This window comes from Acidocella sp. MX-AZ02 (genome assembly GCF_000306035.1).
Classification (GTDB): Bacteria; Pseudomonadota; Alphaproteobacteria; order Acetobacterales; family Acetobacteraceae; genus Acidocella; species Acidocella facilis.
The window spans coordinates 828,599-844,272 of the sequence record NZ_JH976207.1 but is presented as its reverse complement, the minus strand read 5'-3'; the positions used below and the strand labels follow the sequence as shown (position 1 = coordinate 844,272).

At 63.2% G+C, this 15,674-nt stretch carries 15 protein-coding genes; 12 read left to right on the top strand and 3 right to left on the bottom strand.

Annotated elements, in window-relative coordinates; translation table 11 throughout:
• Position 1: 1 nt before the first annotated feature.
• Entirely contained in the window at positions 2–1,537 is a 1,536-nt protein-coding gene (locus tag MXAZACID_RS04140) for a DHA2 family efflux MFS transporter permease subunit (protein ID WP_240376523.1), read from the bottom strand.
• A gap of 29 nt (positions 1,538–1,566) precedes the next feature.
• A complete protein-coding gene (locus MXAZACID_RS04135; RefSeq protein WP_008492841.1) occupies positions 1,567–2,676 on the bottom strand; it encodes an HlyD family secretion protein in 1,110 nt (369 codons plus the stop codon).
• Between the two features lie 83 nt (positions 2,677–2,759).
• Here MXAZACID_RS04135 and MXAZACID_RS04130 point away from each other — a divergent pair, with 83 nt between their 5' ends.
• Positions 2,760–3,458, top strand: coding sequence for a TetR family transcriptional regulator (locus MXAZACID_RS04130; RefSeq protein ID WP_008492840.1), 699 nt, complete (start codon positions 2,760–2,762; stop codon positions 3,456–3,458).
• A gap of 148 nt (positions 3,459–3,606) precedes the next feature.
• Positions 3,607–4,002 (top strand): PRC-barrel domain-containing protein, encoded by a 396-nt coding sequence (locus MXAZACID_RS04125; RefSeq protein ID WP_144052643.1) that lies wholly within the window; start codon positions 3,607–3,609, stop codon positions 4,000–4,002.
• A gap of 209 nt (positions 4,003–4,211) precedes the next feature.
• Here the strand turns inward: MXAZACID_RS04125 and MXAZACID_RS04120 are convergent, their stop codons facing one another.
• A complete protein-coding gene (locus MXAZACID_RS04120; RefSeq protein WP_008492837.1) occupies positions 4,212–4,952 on the bottom strand; it encodes an SDR family oxidoreductase in 741 nt (246 codons plus the stop codon).
• Positions 4,953–5,288: 336 nt separating this feature from the next.
• Between MXAZACID_RS04120 and MXAZACID_RS04115 the strand changes: the two genes are divergently transcribed.
• From MXAZACID_RS04115 to MXAZACID_RS04070, 10 genes are all read left to right on the top strand, one after another.
• Complete coding sequence (locus MXAZACID_RS04115) at positions 5,289–6,218, top strand: 2-dehydro-3-deoxygalactonokinase (RefSeq protein WP_008492836.1); 930 nt, start codon at positions 5,289–5,291, stop codon at positions 6,216–6,218.
• A 3-nt stretch (positions 6,219–6,221) separates the two neighbouring features.
• Positions 6,222–6,872, top strand: a complete 651-nt coding sequence (locus tag MXAZACID_RS04110) for a 2-dehydro-3-deoxy-6-phosphogalactonate aldolase (RefSeq protein ID WP_008492835.1) — start codon at positions 6,222–6,224, stop codon at positions 6,870–6,872.
• A gap of 120 nt (positions 6,873–6,992) precedes the next feature.
• Complete coding sequence (locus tag MXAZACID_RS04105) at positions 6,993–7,961, top strand: LysR family transcriptional regulator (RefSeq protein ID WP_039884969.1); 969 nt, start codon at positions 6,993–6,995, stop codon at positions 7,959–7,961.
• A gap of 138 nt (positions 7,962–8,099) precedes the next feature.
• On the top strand, positions 8,100–8,873 hold the full coding sequence (locus tag MXAZACID_RS04100) for an SDR family NAD(P)-dependent oxidoreductase (RefSeq protein WP_008492833.1): 774 nt from the start codon (positions 8,100–8,102) through the stop codon (positions 8,871–8,873).
• Positions 8,857–9,738 carry an SMP-30/gluconolactonase/LRE family protein gene (locus tag MXAZACID_RS04095; protein ID WP_008492832.1) on the top strand — a complete coding sequence of 294 codons (882 nt, stop codon included), beginning with the start codon at positions 8,857–8,859 and terminating at the stop codon, positions 9,736–9,738. Before MXAZACID_RS04100 ends, MXAZACID_RS04095 begins: the two co-directional genes overlap by 17 nt.
• Before the next feature lie 126 nt (positions 9,739–9,864).
• The gene (locus MXAZACID_RS04090) at positions 9,865–10,947 is read left to right on the top strand and encodes a sugar ABC transporter substrate-binding protein (protein ID WP_008492831.1); all 1,083 of its coding nucleotides are present in this window, start codon (positions 9,865–9,867) and stop codon (positions 10,945–10,947) included.
• 42 nt (positions 10,948–10,989) lie between these two features.
• Entirely contained in the window at positions 10,990–11,955 is a 966-nt protein-coding gene (locus tag MXAZACID_RS04085; protein ID WP_051060176.1) for an ABC transporter permease, read from the top strand.
• A gap of 1 nt (position 11,956) precedes the next feature.
• Entirely contained in the window at positions 11,957–12,715 is a 759-nt protein-coding gene (locus MXAZACID_RS04080; protein WP_008492828.1) for an ATP-binding cassette domain-containing protein, read from the top strand.
• A complete protein-coding gene (locus MXAZACID_RS04075) occupies positions 12,712–13,632 on the top strand; it encodes a dihydrodipicolinate synthase family protein (RefSeq protein ID WP_008492827.1) in 921 nt (306 codons plus the stop codon). Before MXAZACID_RS04080 ends, MXAZACID_RS04075 begins: the two co-directional genes overlap by 4 nt.
• A 44-nt stretch (positions 13,633–13,676) precedes the next feature.
• Positions 13,677–15,470, top strand: a complete 1,794-nt coding sequence (locus MXAZACID_RS04070) for an IlvD/Edd family dehydratase (protein ID WP_039884718.1) — start codon at positions 13,677–13,679, stop codon at positions 15,468–15,470.
• Positions 15,471–15,674 lie beyond the last annotated feature (204 nt).

The window sequence follows — 15,674 nt, the reverse complement described above, 5'->3', positions numbered from 1 at the left end:
CTCAACGCCCTCCCGGGGCGGGGCGCGCCCGGCGCGGCGGCGGGCGCAGCAGGGCCACCAGCGGAATAATGCCCAGCAGCATGGCGCCGGAGAGATAGAAGCAATCGGAATAGGTCATCACCAGAGCCTGAATATGAATCTGTGCCGCCAGCTGGCTCAACGCCTGCATCCGCGCGTAGGCGGTATCGGTGCCGTTCTGCATGAAGCTTGCCGCCATCCCCGCCACCCGGCTCTGCACCAAAGGCGAATTCGCATCCAGGCTGGCGCGGATGGTGTCGGCGTGAAACTCCGTGCGCCGGTCGATGAAAATACCGAGTATGGCAATGCCGGAGGAGCCGCCGAGATTGCGCGCCATGCTGTAGAGCCCGGCCGCATCGGCCGCAAACTCGCGCCCCACCGCCCCCACCGAGGCCTGGTTCAGCGGCATCATCGCCATCAGCATGCCGGTCCCGGTGAGCAGCTGCGAGGCGACGAAGGCGCTGCCATTTTCCTGCGAGGTCAGGCCGATATTCAGCATGCAGGCCCCGCCGAAACAAAGCAGCCCGATCGTCACCATGATCCGCAGATCCACCCGTCCCAGCAGCCGCGGCAGGATCGGCATCAGCAGGAACGCCGGAATGCCGGAGAGCACCAGCACCCGTCCCGATTGCTCGGCATTATAGCCGGCGATATTGGCGAGGAATTGCGGCAGCAGATAGGTGAGCCCGTACAGGCCGGAACCGACCGCGACCACCATGATGATGACGCTGGCATAAGAGCGGTTGAGCAGCAGCCGCAATTTCACCACCGGGTCCGCCACGGTGAGCTGGGAGAGCATCAGCGTCACGAAGCCGAGAATGGTGGTCGCGGTCAGCCAGCAGATCAGGTTGGAGTCGAACCAGCGGTCGCGCTGGCCTTCTTCCAGCACCACGGTGAGCGAGCTGAGAAAGAGTGTTAGCCCGAAAATCCCGGCCCAGTCGGCGCGGGCCAGCAGTTCCGGCCGGGCGGGTTCGTGCTTCAGCCCCAAAAGCAGCAGCGTCACCAACGCCACCGTCACCGGCATGTTGAGGAAGAAGCACCAGCGCCAGCTTACCGTCTCGGTCAGCCAGCCGCCCAGGACCGGCCCCACCAGCGGCCCCATGATCACGATCAGCCCGAACAGGCTCATCCCCAAAGGCTGCTGGCTCTCCGGCAGCCGGGTGCGCACGATGGTCTGCGCGGTGGGGATCAGCGCCCCGCCGAAAAACCCCTGCCCTACCCGGCCCAGGATCAGCATGGTCAGGCCCGAGGAGAGCCCGCACAGGGCCGAGAATAGGCTGAACATCACCACCGTGCCGAGCAGCAAGGTGCGCAGCCCGAGCAGCCGGGTGAGCCAGGCGGTGAGCGGGATGATGACGATCTCGGAGACCAGATAGCCGGTGGACATCCAGGTGCCCTCGGTCCCGGTGGCGCCGATCTCACCCTGGATGGTCGGCAAGGCGGAATTGACGATGGAAGTATCCAGCGTCGCCAACAGCGCGCCCAGCGCCCCGGCCAGCACCGCCAGCCAGTCGGTCATGCTCGCTTTCGCGTGCGGATCGGGCGCCATCAGCCGGCGCCCTGAGCGGTGCCTTTGGCGTGCGTATCCACCGTTACCGTAACGGAGAGACCCGGCACCAGCCGGGCCAAGGTGGCCGCGTCAGCCTGCAGACGCAGCCGCACCGGCACGCGCTGGACGATCTTGGTGAAATTCCCGGTGGCATTCTCTGGCGGCAGCAGCGCGAATTGCGCCCCGGTGCCAGGTGAAAAACTCTGCACCACCGCATCCAACTTGCGCCCATCCAGCGCATCCACCGCCACCATGGCATGCTGGCCGATGCGCATATGGGCGAGCTGGGTTTCCTGGAAATTCGCGGTCACATAGATATTCTGCACCGGCACCAAAGTGAGCAGCCTGGTGCCGGGCTGCACGAACTGGCCGACTTGCACCGTCTTGTCTCCCACCACGCCGGAAATGCCGGCGCGGATCTCGGTATGGTCGATATCGAGCTGGGCGCTGGCCAGGGCCGCCTGCGCGGCCTTCGCCTCCGCCTGTGCCTGGCCGATCTTTTCCTGGGCAGTCTCCAGCTGCGCCTGGGCGGCGCGCACCCCGGCGGCATCCGCCTTCACCGCCGCATCCGCCTGGTCGCGCTGGCTTACCAGCCGCGCGTAGGTTTGCGGCGCTTCCGCCCCACTCTGCGCCAGGCTGTGATAGCGCGCCACCTGCCCGGCGGCGTAACGCTGGTTGGCCTCGTCCCCGGCCAGCCTGGCCTGGGCCTGGGCCAGATCCGCCTGTTGCTGGGAGAGCTGTCCCTGGGCGATGGTCACATCCATTTGCCGCGCCTGGGCGGTGGCCTGTTGCTGGGCGAGGCTGGCCTGGTAATTCGCCGCGTCGATCTTCACCAGCAGCTGCCCCTGGGTCACGTGCTGATTGTCATGCACCAGCACCTGGCCGACATAGCCGGAGATGCGCGGCGCCATCGCCACCTGGTCGGCGTTCAGATAGGCATCGTCGGTGCTGACATAGAACCGGGCCACCAGCAGCCAATACAGCCCCCAGATGCAAAGGATCAGCAGCAGCAGGAACAGTACCGCCCAGGTGACGGGGCGCTTGAGCAGAGGCGTTTTCGCGGGCGCGGCAGAGGTGCTCGCTCCGGGAGATAAGGACGAAGCTGACAAGGGGCGACTTTCAATGTATGCCGGATGCTACAAATGTAACCCGGCGCAAATGTATGTCAACTGGTACAAATTTAACCCACCTCGTGGATGATCCACAGAAGCAGGACGGCCCCCGCCGCAGCCCCAAAAGCGGCGGCTATGCGCGCGGCGAGGAAAAGCGGCTGAAAATCATCGAGGCCGCCCTGCGCCGCTTCGGCGAGGACGGGTACGAGGGCACCTCCACCCGGCAGATCGCCCAGGAGGCCGGGGTGAATCCGCCGGCCCTGCAATATTATTTTGACAGCAAGGAAGGGCTCTACGCCGCCTGCCTCACTTATATCCGCGAGCATTTCAGCGTGGCTTTGGAGGACGTGTTTGCCCGGGCCACAGCGTTGCAGCCGACCGATCGCGACGCGGCGACGGAGATTTTCGGCGACACGCTGGCGGTGATGGCGGAGTTTCTGTTCGAGACCTCGGAGGTGAAAGGCTGGCGCCTCTTTGCCGCGCGGATCAAGGCCAAGGACGGGTGCGGCCCTTATCAGTCGGAGGACAAGCAGCGCTTCACCAACAAACTGTTCGGCCATCTCTTCGCCCTGGCGGGGATCGCCACCGGCCAGGCGCCGGAGGATATCAACACCAGGCTGCGCGCCTTCGCGGCGATGGGCATGCTGATCGTCCTGCATCACAATCGCGACGATCTATTCCCCTGGCTCGGCTGGCAGGAGCTGCGCGGCGCGGCGCTGGAGGATTTCAAGACCATGCTGCGCCGGCAGGCGCGCGTCAGCCTGAGCCCGCTGATCTAGGACGCGTGGCTATAAACCCACCTGCTCAAGGCATTCAAGACGCGGCAAGCTGTCCGTATTTGTAATTTCCCCGCCCATAATCAGACGGCGCGCCTCACCCCACATCTCCTCCTCGGCACCCTGAACAAAACGCTTAATGGAGGACAAGATGAGCTACACGAATCAAAACCGCCCGCTCACCGATGGCGCGCTTGAAACAATGTCGCTGATTGCGGCAAGCAAAGTGAATTTCACAAATGTCTATGGCGTCGATGGCGAGAAAATCGGCTCGATCTATGATGTGATGATCGACAAAATGTCCGGCCGTGTCGCTTACGCGATTCTGTCCTTCGGCGGGTTTCTGGGCTTTGGCGAGAAATATCACCCCCTGCCCTGGAATCAGTTGAAATATAGCGAACAACATGGCGGCTATATCATCAATCTCAGCCGCGATGTTCTTGAAGGCGCGCCGGCTTATGGGGCGGCTGATGCGCCTGATTGGTCCCAGCCGGGTTATCGCGGCCAGATCGATGATTATTATGGCCGCCACAGGCCTCTCATCTAAGAGATACCTGGGATCGTCCGGATGACTTATTGAAAATTTTCGCGGGAAATTCCGTTTTAGACGGGAGAGTTGGGGGATTTTGAAATCTCCCAACTCTTTTCAAGGTTGTTTGCGAAAGCAACGCGCCAGGACCAACGTCAGACGCAGGCGGTCCGCAAGAGACCAGCAGGCCCGGCCCGACGCCGTCCGGCGGCGATCAGATGCGCAGGCTACATCGACCAGCCGCCATCGATGATCTGCGCCGTGCCAGTGGTGAAGCCGGCCTCTTCGCTGCCGAGATAGACGGCCAAGGCGGCGATCTCCTCGGCGGTGGCCAAACGCCCCATCGGTTGGCGCGCGATGAAATCGCGCCGGATCTGCTCGGCGTCGCGCGCCTGGGCTTTGGCCTGGGCCACGATCCGCTCATCCAGCGATGGCGATTGCACCGTGCCCGGGCAGATCGCGTTACAACGTATCCCTTGCCCGATATAATCCGCCGCGACGGATTTCGTCAGCCCGATCACCGCCGCCTTGGTGACGCTGTAGGCGCAGCGATTCGGCACCGCCTTCAGGCTGGAGGCAACGGAGGCCATGTTGATGATGGCGCCGCCGCCCGCCGCCAGCATGCCCGGCAGCACCGCGCGGATGGTATGAAACATCGAGGTGACATTCAGGGACCAGGAAAATGCCCAGGATTTTTCTTCAGTTTCCAGGATGCTGCCGGCATCGACATAGCCCGCGCAGTTGAACAGGATGTCGAAGGGGCCATGTTCGGCCACCAGCGCCTGGATCGCGGCGGCGTCGGTGACGTCCAATGTCGCGGTCCGCAGCCCGGAAAGTTGGTTTAGCGCGGCTTTGTTGATGTCGGTGGCGAGCACATTGGCGCCCTCCGCGGCAAAGGCGAGCGCCGTGGCACGCCCTATGCCCTGCCCCGCCGCCGTGATGAGAGCGGTCTTGCCTTTCAGCCTCATGGTTCATCCTTTTTCATGGTTCATCCTTTTTTAAGTTCATGGACGCTGGAAGGCGCCGATGATCGGCTGCGCACGAGATCGCGTCAAATATCGATAAAGCCATGATCGATCATCAAAAAGGCATCTCGTTTTTCTCGTTTTGATATTGTTTTTGGTATCAATCATGCGAAAAATTCGATTTGACAATTATCAAACCATCGCCTTACCACTGAGCGACAAGCGCTCGGGAGCAACCTGCGCGCCGATCGACCAGCATATGAAATCGCTGGCAAGGAGTGAAACCATGCCATACCCGGCCCAGCGCCGCATTGTGGTGAGCGCCGCACGGTGAGGCCGATGAGCGACAGACTCGTGCTGGCCGATTGGGGCACCAGCAATCTGCGCCTCTGGGTGCTGGATGCGGGTGGTCAGGTCTGCGCCCACGCCGCCAGCCCCGATGGCGCGGACGGCCTCACCCCGCCGGATTATGCGCCGCTGCTGCGGGCCCGGCTGCACGCCATGGGACTCGCCGAGAGCAACGACCTGCCGGTGGTTATCTGCGGCATGGCGGGCGCCTGGCGCGGCTGGCGCGAGGCCGGTTATGCGCGCGTTCCCGCGGCGCCCGCCGCCTGTCTAGATGCCGCCAGCGCCTTTACCGAGGCCGGGCTGCATGTGCGCATCCTGCCTGGCCTAGCCTTCGAGGATGCAGACCGGCCGGATGTGATGCGCGGCGAGGAGACGCAGCTGCTCGGCTTCCTCGCCACCGAACCGGCATTTTCCGGCCTGCTCTGCCTGCCCGGTACGCATAATAAATGGGTGAAGCTGCAGGCCGGACGGGTGATGCATTTCCACACCGCGATGACTGGTGAATTATTCGCCTTGCTCGCCCACCACTCGGTCCTGCGCCATGTGATCGGCGATGCGTCAGGGTTTGCGCCGGATCATCCGGCATTCGCCGCCGGGGTGGAGGCGGCGCTGGCGCACCCGGCGCGCTGGCCGCTGGCTTTGTTTCCCGTCCGCGCCGCCGGTTTGCTGGCCGGAGAAAAAGGCGCCGCGGCGGCGGCACGGCTCTCGGGCCTGTTGATCGGCGCGGAGCTGGCCGCGGCGCTGGAGGGCGAGGCGGTGCAAGAGATGGTGCTGCTGGCCTCCGGGAAGCTGGCGCCGCTTTATGCCCAGGCCCTCGCCCGAACCGGCCGCGCCTGCCGCCTGCTGGAGGCCGAACCGCTGACCCTGGCCGGACTGGAACAGGCGGCACGCCATCTCTTCCCGGCATTTTTCCAAGGTTGACCCATGCAAGAATTTTCATCCTCAGCGCCCTTCCCGTCCTTCAAACGCGGACTCGTGGCGATTTTACGCGGACTGACACCGGACGAAGCCGAACCGATTGGCACGATCCTGGCCGAGGCCGGCTTTGAGGCAATTGAGGTGCCGCTCAACTCGCCCCAGCCGCTGCGTTCGGTTGAGATCCTGGCGAAAGCATGGGGAGATCGCCTGCTGATCGGCGCCGGCACCGTGCTGTCCGCAAGCGCGGTGGCGGATGTCGCCGCCGCCGGCGGGCGGCTGATCGTCTCACCGAATGTCGAGGCGGAGGTGCTCGTGGAAGCCGCCAGGCGGGGGCTGGTGAGCATGCCCGGCGTGTTCACCCCCACCGAGGCGCTGGCGGCGCTGCGTTACGGGGCCTCCGGGTTGAAATTCTTCCCCGCCAATGTGCTGGGCGCGGCGGGGCTGGGGGCCATCCGCGCCATTCTGCCGCCCGGCACGCTCACCGGCGCCGTCGGCGGCGTGGCGGAGCCGGACTTTCCCGCCTTCTGGCAGGCCGGGGTGCGTATCTTCGGCCTTGGCACCAGCCTCTACCGGCCCGGCGACCATCCGGACGAGGTGGCCAAGCGCGCCCGGCGCGTGATTGCGGCCTACGACGCCCTGCCCGCCGGCCGGTCATAATCAGCATATACGGCACAACCCATGCGTGATAATGATCCGGCCATAATCAACCACGGCAAAGGGAGTTCGAAGCGCTCATGCGACGCATCTGGCGCCATCGGCCGGGCCTGGGCTGAGCGCATGCCGCACGGTCTCGCACCAGACTGGTTCCTGCGCTCACGCCTGAAGCTGCGGCACCTGCAATTGCTGCTGGCGATCGACGAGCAGCGCAATCTGCACCGCGCCGCCGAGCACATGAATATCGCCCAGCCCGCCGCCTCGAAATTGCTGGCGGAGGTCGAGGCGATTTTCGGCCAGCCTTTGTTCGAGCGGCATCCGCGCGGCCTGCTGCCGACGGTGCAGGGCGAGATCCTGATCCGCAATGGCGCCATGGCGCTGCGCACCCTGACCCAGGCGGCGATGGAGATGAACGCCTTCACCAAGGGCCAGACCGGCATGGTCTGCATCGGCACGGTGATGGCGCCGATGATCGAGCTGCTGGTCGATGCGATCGAGGAGGTGCGTGGCCATCATCCTGGGCTGCAAATCACCGTCGAGCATAATATCAGCGACGTGCTGGCGACAAAGCTGCTGGATGGTGAGATCGATTTCGCCCTGGCGCGCATTCCCAGCGACATGGATCCGAAGCAGTTCGCCTACCAGGAATTATGGGGTGAGGAGCTGCATCTGCTTTGCCGGGAAACACATCCTCTTGCCGGCCGCAAGAATGTCAGCCTGGCCGAGCTGGCGGAATTTCCCTTCGTGCTACAACCGCGTGGCGCGCCGTTGCGCCAGAAGGTCGAGCAGCTTTTCCTCACCGCCGGCGTGCCGATGCCCTCCTCCATCGTCAACTCCACCTCGGCGGTGATGTCGCTGATCATGGTCAACCAGTCCGATGCGATCACCTCGCTGGAATGGAATGTCGCGAAGCTGATGTCCGATATGAGCCGGCTGCGGATTCTGGAATTTCCCGAGCGCGTGTTCCTGCAGCCTTATGGGGTGCTGCGCCTGGCGGAGCGGCCGCTCTCACCAGGGGCACGGGTGATGCATGATGCGATCCTGGGGCTTGCGGCCCGCCGTTACCCTGAGAAATTCCGCACCACCGGCTGAACGATATTCAAAAAATTATCGAACGCCCGCATTTTCGCATTTGACCGCTATTCTGCCCATGCCCTACCCAAATTCGCGCGTCGCGGCGAATCCAGGCGCCGCGCGGCGCCTGCCGCAAAGCCAGTCCAAGGAGAAAAAATGACAAAGATTCTAACCGCCTCCTACCCCAGCCTGAAGGACCGCGTGGTCTTCATCACCGGTGGCGGAACCGGCATCGGCGCCTCTCTGACCGCCGGCTTCGCCGCGCAGGGCGCCAAGGTGGCATTCATCGACATCGCCGAAGAGCCCAGCCGCGCTTTGGCCACGCGGCTCGGCGCAGAGACCGGGCGCACGCCGCTCTTCATCCCTTGCGACATTCGCGACATCGCGGCCCTGCGCGCCAGCATCGCCCAGGCGCAGGAGGCGCTTGGCGATATCGACGTGCTGGTCAACAACGCCGCCAACGACCAGCGCCACAAGATCGAGGACGTAACGCCGGAATTCTGGGATGAGCGGATGGCGGTGAATCTGCGCCCGCAATTCTTCGCCGCCCAGGCCGTGGCGCCGGGCATGCAGGCGCGCCAATCCGGCAGCATCATCAATTTCGGCTCTTCCTCCTGGAAGAAAGGCCAGGGCGGCATGCCGGCCTACACCGCGGCGAAGGCGGCGATCCACGGCCTCACCCGTGGCCTGGCGCGCGATCTCGGGCCCTCCCATGTGCGCGTCAACACCATCGTCCCGGGCTGGATCATCACCGAGCGCCAGCTGCAGCTCTGGCTGACGCCAGAGGCCGATGCCGAGCGCGCCCGCCAGCAATGCCTGCCGGAACGGGTGATGCCCGACCATGTCACCGCCATGGCCTTGTTCCTCGCCGCCGATGATAGCGCCGCCTGCACCGCCCAGGAATTCACGGTCGATGGCGGCTGGATCTGACATCCGCCCTTGCGGCGAACCCGGTGCCTTACTGGGCGAAGGCCCGGTCTGGCACCTGCGCGAGCAGGCGCTCTATTGGGTGGATATCAAAGGTCTGAGGCTGCATCGCTATCGCCCGTCGGACGGCAGCTCCCAGCATTGGGAGATGCACGACCGGCTGGCCTGGCTGTTGCCGCGTAGGGAGGGCGGTTTTGTCGCCGGCTTTCCGCACGAGATCGGCATTTTGCAGCTTGAGCCGCATCCGCATTTCACGCCGCGCCTCGCGGTGGAAGCGGAGTTTCCTGGCAACAGGCTCAATGATGCGAAAACCGATCATGATGGCAGCCTGTGGTTTGGCAGCATGGATGATGGCGAGACCCATGCCAGCGGCGGTTTCTACCATCTGCGCCCGGATTTTTCCGCCAGCCTGGTGGATCGCGGCTACACCATCGCCAATGGTCCGGCCATCGCGCCCGATGGCAGCTGCATCTATCACACGGATTCAGCCGCGCGCACGATCTATCGCTACGCCCGCCAAACGGATGGTACGCTGGCACCGCGCCAACCTTTCATCCGCTTCACCGAAGCGGATGGCTATCCGGATGGCATGACGCTGGATTCACAAGGCGGGCTGTGGGTGGCGCATTGGGGTGGCGCACGCGTCAGCCGCTTCGCCCCGGATGGCCGGCTGGACCGCGCCATCGCCTTACCGGTTTCACAAGTTACCAGCTGCTGCTTCGGCGGTGAGCGGCTGGAGACGCTTTACGTGACCACCGCCGCGATTGGGCTGAACCCCGCGCAGCGCGCCCGCGAACCCATGGCGGGTGGCTTGTTCGCGCTGCAGCCGGGGCTTGCCGGCCTGCCTTGCCCGGATTTCGCCGGCTGATCGCCTGCGAAATCGATAATAAATAAGATATCAAATGCCCGCTATTAAGCATTTGACTGCTATCGCTCAACGCCTAAGATATTTTTCATTCCGTAAGCAACAATAACCTCCGAGGAACCAACCAAAATGGACGATACTGAAAAATCCAAAGGTTTGCTCAATCTGAAGCGGCGCATGATGGTGCAAGGCGGCCCTGCCTTGCTGGCCGCGGCGGCCGGCATGGCGGCGATGTCAAAGACCGCCCAGGCGGCGGAATCTGGCCCCCTGCCCAAGCATAAGCGCTGGAAGCTGGTGTTCGTGAATCACGTCACCACCAACCCGTTCTTCGTGCCGACGCAATATGGCATCCAGGACGCGTGCGCCTATTTCGGTTGCGATTACCAATGGACCGGCTCGGAGACCGCCGTGGTCGGCGAGATGGTGAACGCGATGAACGCCGCCATCGCCGGCAAGGCCGATGCCATCGCCGTCGCCATCGTCGACCCCAAAGCCTTCAACGGCCCGACCGACGCCGCCTTGCAGGCCGGCATTCCGGTATTTTCCTACAATGCCGACGCGCCGGCCAACAGCGACAATAAGCGCCTCGCCTATATCGGGCAGGATCTCTACAAATCCGGCTTTCAGATGGGCCAGAAAATTGTCGATCTGGTCGGCAGCGGCCATGTCGGGCTGTTCATCGCCACCCCTGGCCAGCTGAACATCCAGCCGCGGATCGACGGCGCGGCGGCGGCGATCAAGGCCTCGGGCAAGCCGATCACCTACGAGGAAATCGCCACCGGCGCCACCATCGATGAAGAACTGCCCAAGATCAAAGCCTATTATCTCGGGCATCAGGATGTGAAGGGCATGTTCGCGGTGGATGCCGGCTCGACCCAGTCCATCGGCCAGGTCATGCAGGAATTCAATCTCGACAAGAAGGGCGTGCATGGCGGCGGCTTCGATCTCGTGCCCCGCACACTGGAAGCCATTCATGCCGGCGTGCTGGATTTCACCATCGACCAGCAGCCTTATCTGCAGGGCTTCTACACGGTGATGGAGATGGTCATGTATCTCGCCTCCGGCGGTCTGGTTGGCCCGGCGGATATCAATACCGGCCTGAAATTCGTGACCAAGGACAATGTCGGCCCCTACCTGAACACCTCCACCCGCTATGAGGGCAACAGCGCGAAACAACAGATCGTGCCGCGCACCGGCCCGATTTCGGCATAATCGCGCGCCAGCCAGCATTCTTGCATTTGGGATGAAACGAACGTGAATAAGACAAAAGCCACTCTGCCGACGCTATTATTGCGCAAACCCGAGGCGAGTATCCTGCTGGCTGGCATCGTGCTGGTCATCGTCTTCCAGATTTTGACGCCTAATTTCTTTACCGACGCGAATCTGCAGACGGTGAGCCAGTTTTTCGCGCCCTGGACGCTGATCGCCTGCGGTGAGATCATGCTGCTCATCGCCGGCGAGGTTGATCTTTCGGTCGGCCAGGTCTTCGCCCTGGCCCCGTTCATCATGCATTTCGCCATGCTCGCCGGGCTGCCGGTGATCCTGGGCGTGATCGTGGCGCTGCTGGTTTCAGCCTTGCTCGGCCTGTTCATCGGCGTGATCACGGTGCGCTTTGGCGTGCCCTCCTTCATCACCACGCTCGGCGCGATGCTGCTCTTCAACGGCTTGACCCTGACGATCAGCGGCGGCTTTCCGATCGACACCCCGGCCGGCGCCACCGGCTTCGTGCTCGGCGGTTGGGATTATAGTGAAATCCTCTGGGCGGTCGTGATTGCTTTGGGCATGCATGTCATGCTGCGGCATACGCGTTGGGGGCTGCATACCGTGGCCGTCGGTGGCAACCCCACCGGGGCGGCGGAGGCCGGCATCCATATCCGGCGGATCAAGATCGGCAACTTCATGCTCTGCAGCCTGCTGGGCGGGTTCGCTGGAATTCTCAACGCGTTTCATGTCACCTCCATCGACCCCAATGCCGGCGGCGCGAATGTGATGTTCCTCGCCATCGCCTCGGCGGTGATCGGCGGCACCTCGCTGATGGGCGGCTCGGGCACCATTCTGGGCGGGCTGATCGGCGCCGCGGTGCTGGGCATTCTGCAGGATGGCTTCACTTTGTTGGGCATCAACGCCTTCACCTTCGACATCATCACCGGTGCTGCGATTCTCATCACCATGATCTCCAACGTGCAATTCGCGGCCTGGCGCCGCCGGAGCCGGACCTGACATGAGCGACACAACCTACGCGCTGGAAGCGCGCAACATCACCAAACGCTTCGGCCGGGTGCAGGCCCTGCATGGCATTTCCCTGAACCTGAAACCAGGCGAAATGCTGGGCATATTGGGTGATAACGGCGCCGGCAAATCGACGCTGATGAAAATCCTCTCAGGGTTTCATGCCCCCAGCAGCGGCGAGCTACTGGTCAATGGGCAACAGGTGGCGTTTGAATCGGTTGATCATGCGCGCAGCCACGGCATTGAATGCGTTTATCAGGATCTCGCCCTGGTCAACACGCTCTCTGTCTATCACAACATGTTTTTGAACCGCGAGCTGCGCAAGCCGGGCACGCCATTTCTCGATCACAAGGCGATGCGCGAGCGCGCCGCGGCGGCCCTCGCCGATATCGGGGTGAATGTGCCCTCCGTCGATGAGGAGGTTGGCATGCTCTCCGGCGGCCAGCGCCAAGCCATCGCCATTGCCCGTGCGGTGTCTTCCAATGCCCGGGTGCTGCTGCTCGATGAGCCGCTGGCCGCCATGGGCGCGCGCGAGGCGGGCATGATCATCGCGCTGATCGAACGCTTGAAGGCGCGCGGCGATGTCTCGCTGATCATGATCGCGCATAATTACGCGCAAACGCTGGATGTCGCCGACAAGGTGATGATGGTCCAGCGCGGCACCTGCACCTTCGAGGGCCGCTCCGCCGAAACCTCGGTGATGGAATTGCTGGACATCGTCAAGCGGGAATACCGGGCGGCGGCGCAATGAGCGGCCCGGTCTATCGCGGCGTCTTTCCCGTCGCCCCAACGATCTTTAATGAACATGGCGAGCTGGATCTGGCGGGGCAGAGACGCGCGCTGGACTTCATGATCGACGCCGGTTCACACGGAATCTGTATTCTCGCGAACTTCTCCGAACAATTCGCGCTCAGTGATGAAGAACGTGAGATTTTGATGCTGGATTGCCTCGCGCATGTCGCGGGGCGCGTCCCGGTCATCGTCACCACCAGCCATTTCAGCAGCGCCGTCTGCGCCGCCCGCTCGCGCCGCGCCGAAGCGGCGGGGGCGGCGATGGTGATGGTGATGCCGCCCTACCATGGCGCCACCATTCGCGTCGGCGAGGCGGAGATTTATGAATTTTACCAGCGCGTCGCCGGGGCGATCACGATTCCGGTGATGGTGCAGGACGCGCCGGTCGCCGGCACGCCGCTCAGTGTGGCGCTGCTGGCCCGCATGGCGAAAGAGATCGGCAATCTTGCCTACTTCAAAATCGAAGTACCGCGCGCCGCGTCGAAATTGCGCGCCTTGATCGAGGCAGGCGGGGACGCAGTGCTGGGGCCGTGGGATGGCGAGGAGGCGATCACGCTGATGGCGGATCTCGCCGCTGGCGCCACCGGCGCCATGACCGGCGGCGGCTTTCCGGATGGCATCCGGCAGATCATCGATCCCTGGTTTGCCGGCAACCGGGAAGAAGCGACGCAGGCTTATATGCGCTGGCTGCCCTTGATCAACTGGGAAAACCGCCAATGCGGCTTTGCCACGGCAAAAATCCTGATGCGCGCGGGCGGTGTAATCGCGCATGATGGGCTGCGCCACCCGATCGCGCCGGTTCATCCCGCCGAACGCGAAGGGCTGCTCGCCCTCGCCCGCCCGCTCGATCCGCTTGTGCTGCGCTGGGGGACATGAACCGCCGCCAGCCTCCATCTGCCTCTTTTTGAAAAGAGTTGCCCATGACGACGACACCTCCAAAACTACGTTCCCGCGCCTGGTTCGACGATCCCGCCAACCCGGACATGACGGCGCTGCACATCGAACGCTACATGAATTTCGGCATCAGCCAGAAGGAACTCCAGGATGGGCGGCCGATCATCGGCATCGCCCAGACCGGTTCCGATCTTTCCCCTTGCAACCGGCATCATCTTGAACTCGCCACCCGGGTGAAGGAAGGGATTCGCGAAGCTGGCGGTATTCCTCTGGAATTTCCCGTGCACCCGATCCAAGAAACCGGCAAGCGCCCGGCACCGGGGCTGGATCGCAATCTGGCTTATCTCGGGCTGGTGGAACTGCTCTACGGCTATCCGCTGGACGGGGTGGTGCTCACCATCGGCTGTGACAAGACCACGCCGGCCTGCCTGATGGCGGCGGCGACGGTGAATATTCCCGCGATCGCCCTCTCCGTAGGCCCGATGCTGAATGGCTGGTTTCGCGGCGAGCGGACAGGATCGGGAACCATCGTCTGGAAGGCGCGGGAATTGCTGGCCAAGGGCGAGATCGACGAGGCGGGCTTCATCAAGCTGGTCGCCTCCTCAGCGCCTTCCACCGGCTATTGCAACACGATGGGCACCGCCACGACGATGAACTCCCTGGCGGAAGCTTTGGGCATGCAATTGCCCGGCTCCGCCGCCATCCCCGCCCCCTACCGGGACCGGCAGGAAATGGCCTACCTGACCGGGCTGCGGATCGTCGAGATGGTGCATGAGGATCTGAAACCCTCCGATATTCTCAAGCGCGAAGCCTTCATCAACGCGATCCGCGTCAATTCCGCCATTGGCGGTTCGACCAACGCGCCCATTCATCTGAACGCGCTAGCGCGCCATATCGGCGTGGAGCTCAGCATCGATGATTGGCAGACCTATGGCGAAGAGATCCCGCTGCTCGTCAATCTGCAGCCGGCGGGGGAGTATCTCGGCGAGGATTATTATCACGCCGGCGGCGTGCCGGCCGTGGTCAACCAGCTGATGCGCCATGGTTTGATCCATGAGGAGGCGCTGACGGTGAATGGCCGAACCCTTGGCGAGAATTGCCGGGGGGCGGAGATCATGGCCGAGGCGGTGATCCGGCCTTTTGAAACCCCGTTGAAACAGCGTGCGGGTTTCCGGGTTCTGCGCGGCAATCTCTTCACCTCCGCGATCATGAAAACCAGCGTGATTTCAGAAGAATTCCGCGCCCGCTACCTCTCCAACCCGCATGACGAGGAGGCGTTCGAAGGCCGTGCCATCGTGTTCGACGGGCCGGAGGAATATCATGCGCGCATCGACGATCCGGCGCTGAACATCGATGCCAATTGCATCCTGTTCATGCGCGGCGCCGGGCCGATCGGCTATCCCGGCACCGCGGAGGTGGTGAACATGCGCGCGCCGAATTACCTGATCAAGGCCGGCATCACCTCGCTGCCTTGCGTCGGTGATGGCCGGCAATCGGGCACCTCCGGCTCACCCTCCATCCTCAACGCCTCTCCCGAAGCGGCCGTTGGCGGCGGCTTGGCGCTGTTGAAAACCGGCGACCAGGTCAGGATCGATCTCAAGAATGGCCGGGCCGACATGCTGGTGCCGGAAGCGGAACTGGCTGCGCGCCGTGCGGCACTGGAAGCAGCCGGGGGCTATCAATATCCCGCGCACCAGACGCCCTGGCAGGAAATGCAACGCGCCGTCGTCGGCCAGATGGATACCGGCGCGGTGCTGGAACCCGCCATCGCCTACCAGCGCATCGCCCAAACCAAGGGCATCCCCCGCGACAGCCATTAGAGCAATATTTGTTTATCTTAACGCTCCAGCGTCTAGATAAACAAATGAAATTGCTCGCCAATACCAAATTTAGAGCATCAAGCTAAAAGCTTGAGGCTCTAAATTGACATGACCCTGACTGGAATCATTCAGGGTCACAAAGTTTCCCGCTAAAACAAAAACTAGCGCATCAAGCTAAAAGCTTGATGCGCTAGAGTCTCTTTC

Coding starts and splice junctions, on each gene's coding strand:
- MXAZACID_RS04140 (WP_240376523.1), bottom strand. CDS start 1,537: ATGACCGACTGGCTGGCGGTGCTGGCCGGGGCGCTGGGCGCGCTGTTG.
- MXAZACID_RS04125 (WP_144052643.1), top strand. CDS start 3,607: ATGAGCTACACGAATCAAAACCGCCCGCTCACCGATGGCGCGCTTGAA.
- MXAZACID_RS04120 (WP_008492837.1), bottom strand. CDS start 4,952: ATGAGGCTGAAAGGCAAGACCGCTCTCATCACGGCGGCGGGGCAGGGC.
- MXAZACID_RS04115 (WP_008492836.1), top strand. CDS start 5,289: ATGAGCGACAGACTCGTGCTGGCCGATTGGGGCACCAGCAATCTGCGC.
- MXAZACID_RS04110 (WP_008492835.1), top strand. CDS start 6,222: ATGCAAGAATTTTCATCCTCAGCGCCCTTCCCGTCCTTCAAACGCGGA.
- MXAZACID_RS04105 (WP_039884969.1), top strand. CDS start 6,993: ATGCCGCACGGTCTCGCACCAGACTGGTTCCTGCGCTCACGCCTGAAG.
- MXAZACID_RS04100 (WP_008492833.1), top strand. CDS start 8,100: ATGACAAAGATTCTAACCGCCTCCTACCCCAGCCTGAAGGACCGCGTG.
- MXAZACID_RS04095 (WP_008492832.1), top strand. CDS start 8,857: ATGGCGGCTGGATCTGACATCCGCCCTTGCGGCGAACCCGGTGCCTTA.
- MXAZACID_RS04090 (WP_008492831.1), top strand. CDS start 9,865: ATGGACGATACTGAAAAATCCAAAGGTTTGCTCAATCTGAAGCGGCGC.
- MXAZACID_RS04080 (WP_008492828.1), top strand. CDS start 11,957: ATGAGCGACACAACCTACGCGCTGGAAGCGCGCAACATCACCAAACGC.
- MXAZACID_RS04075 (WP_008492827.1), top strand. CDS start 12,712: ATGAGCGGCCCGGTCTATCGCGGCGTCTTTCCCGTCGCCCCAACGATC.
- MXAZACID_RS04070 (WP_039884718.1), top strand. CDS start 13,677: ATGACGACGACACCTCCAAAACTACGTTCCCGCGCCTGGTTCGACGAT.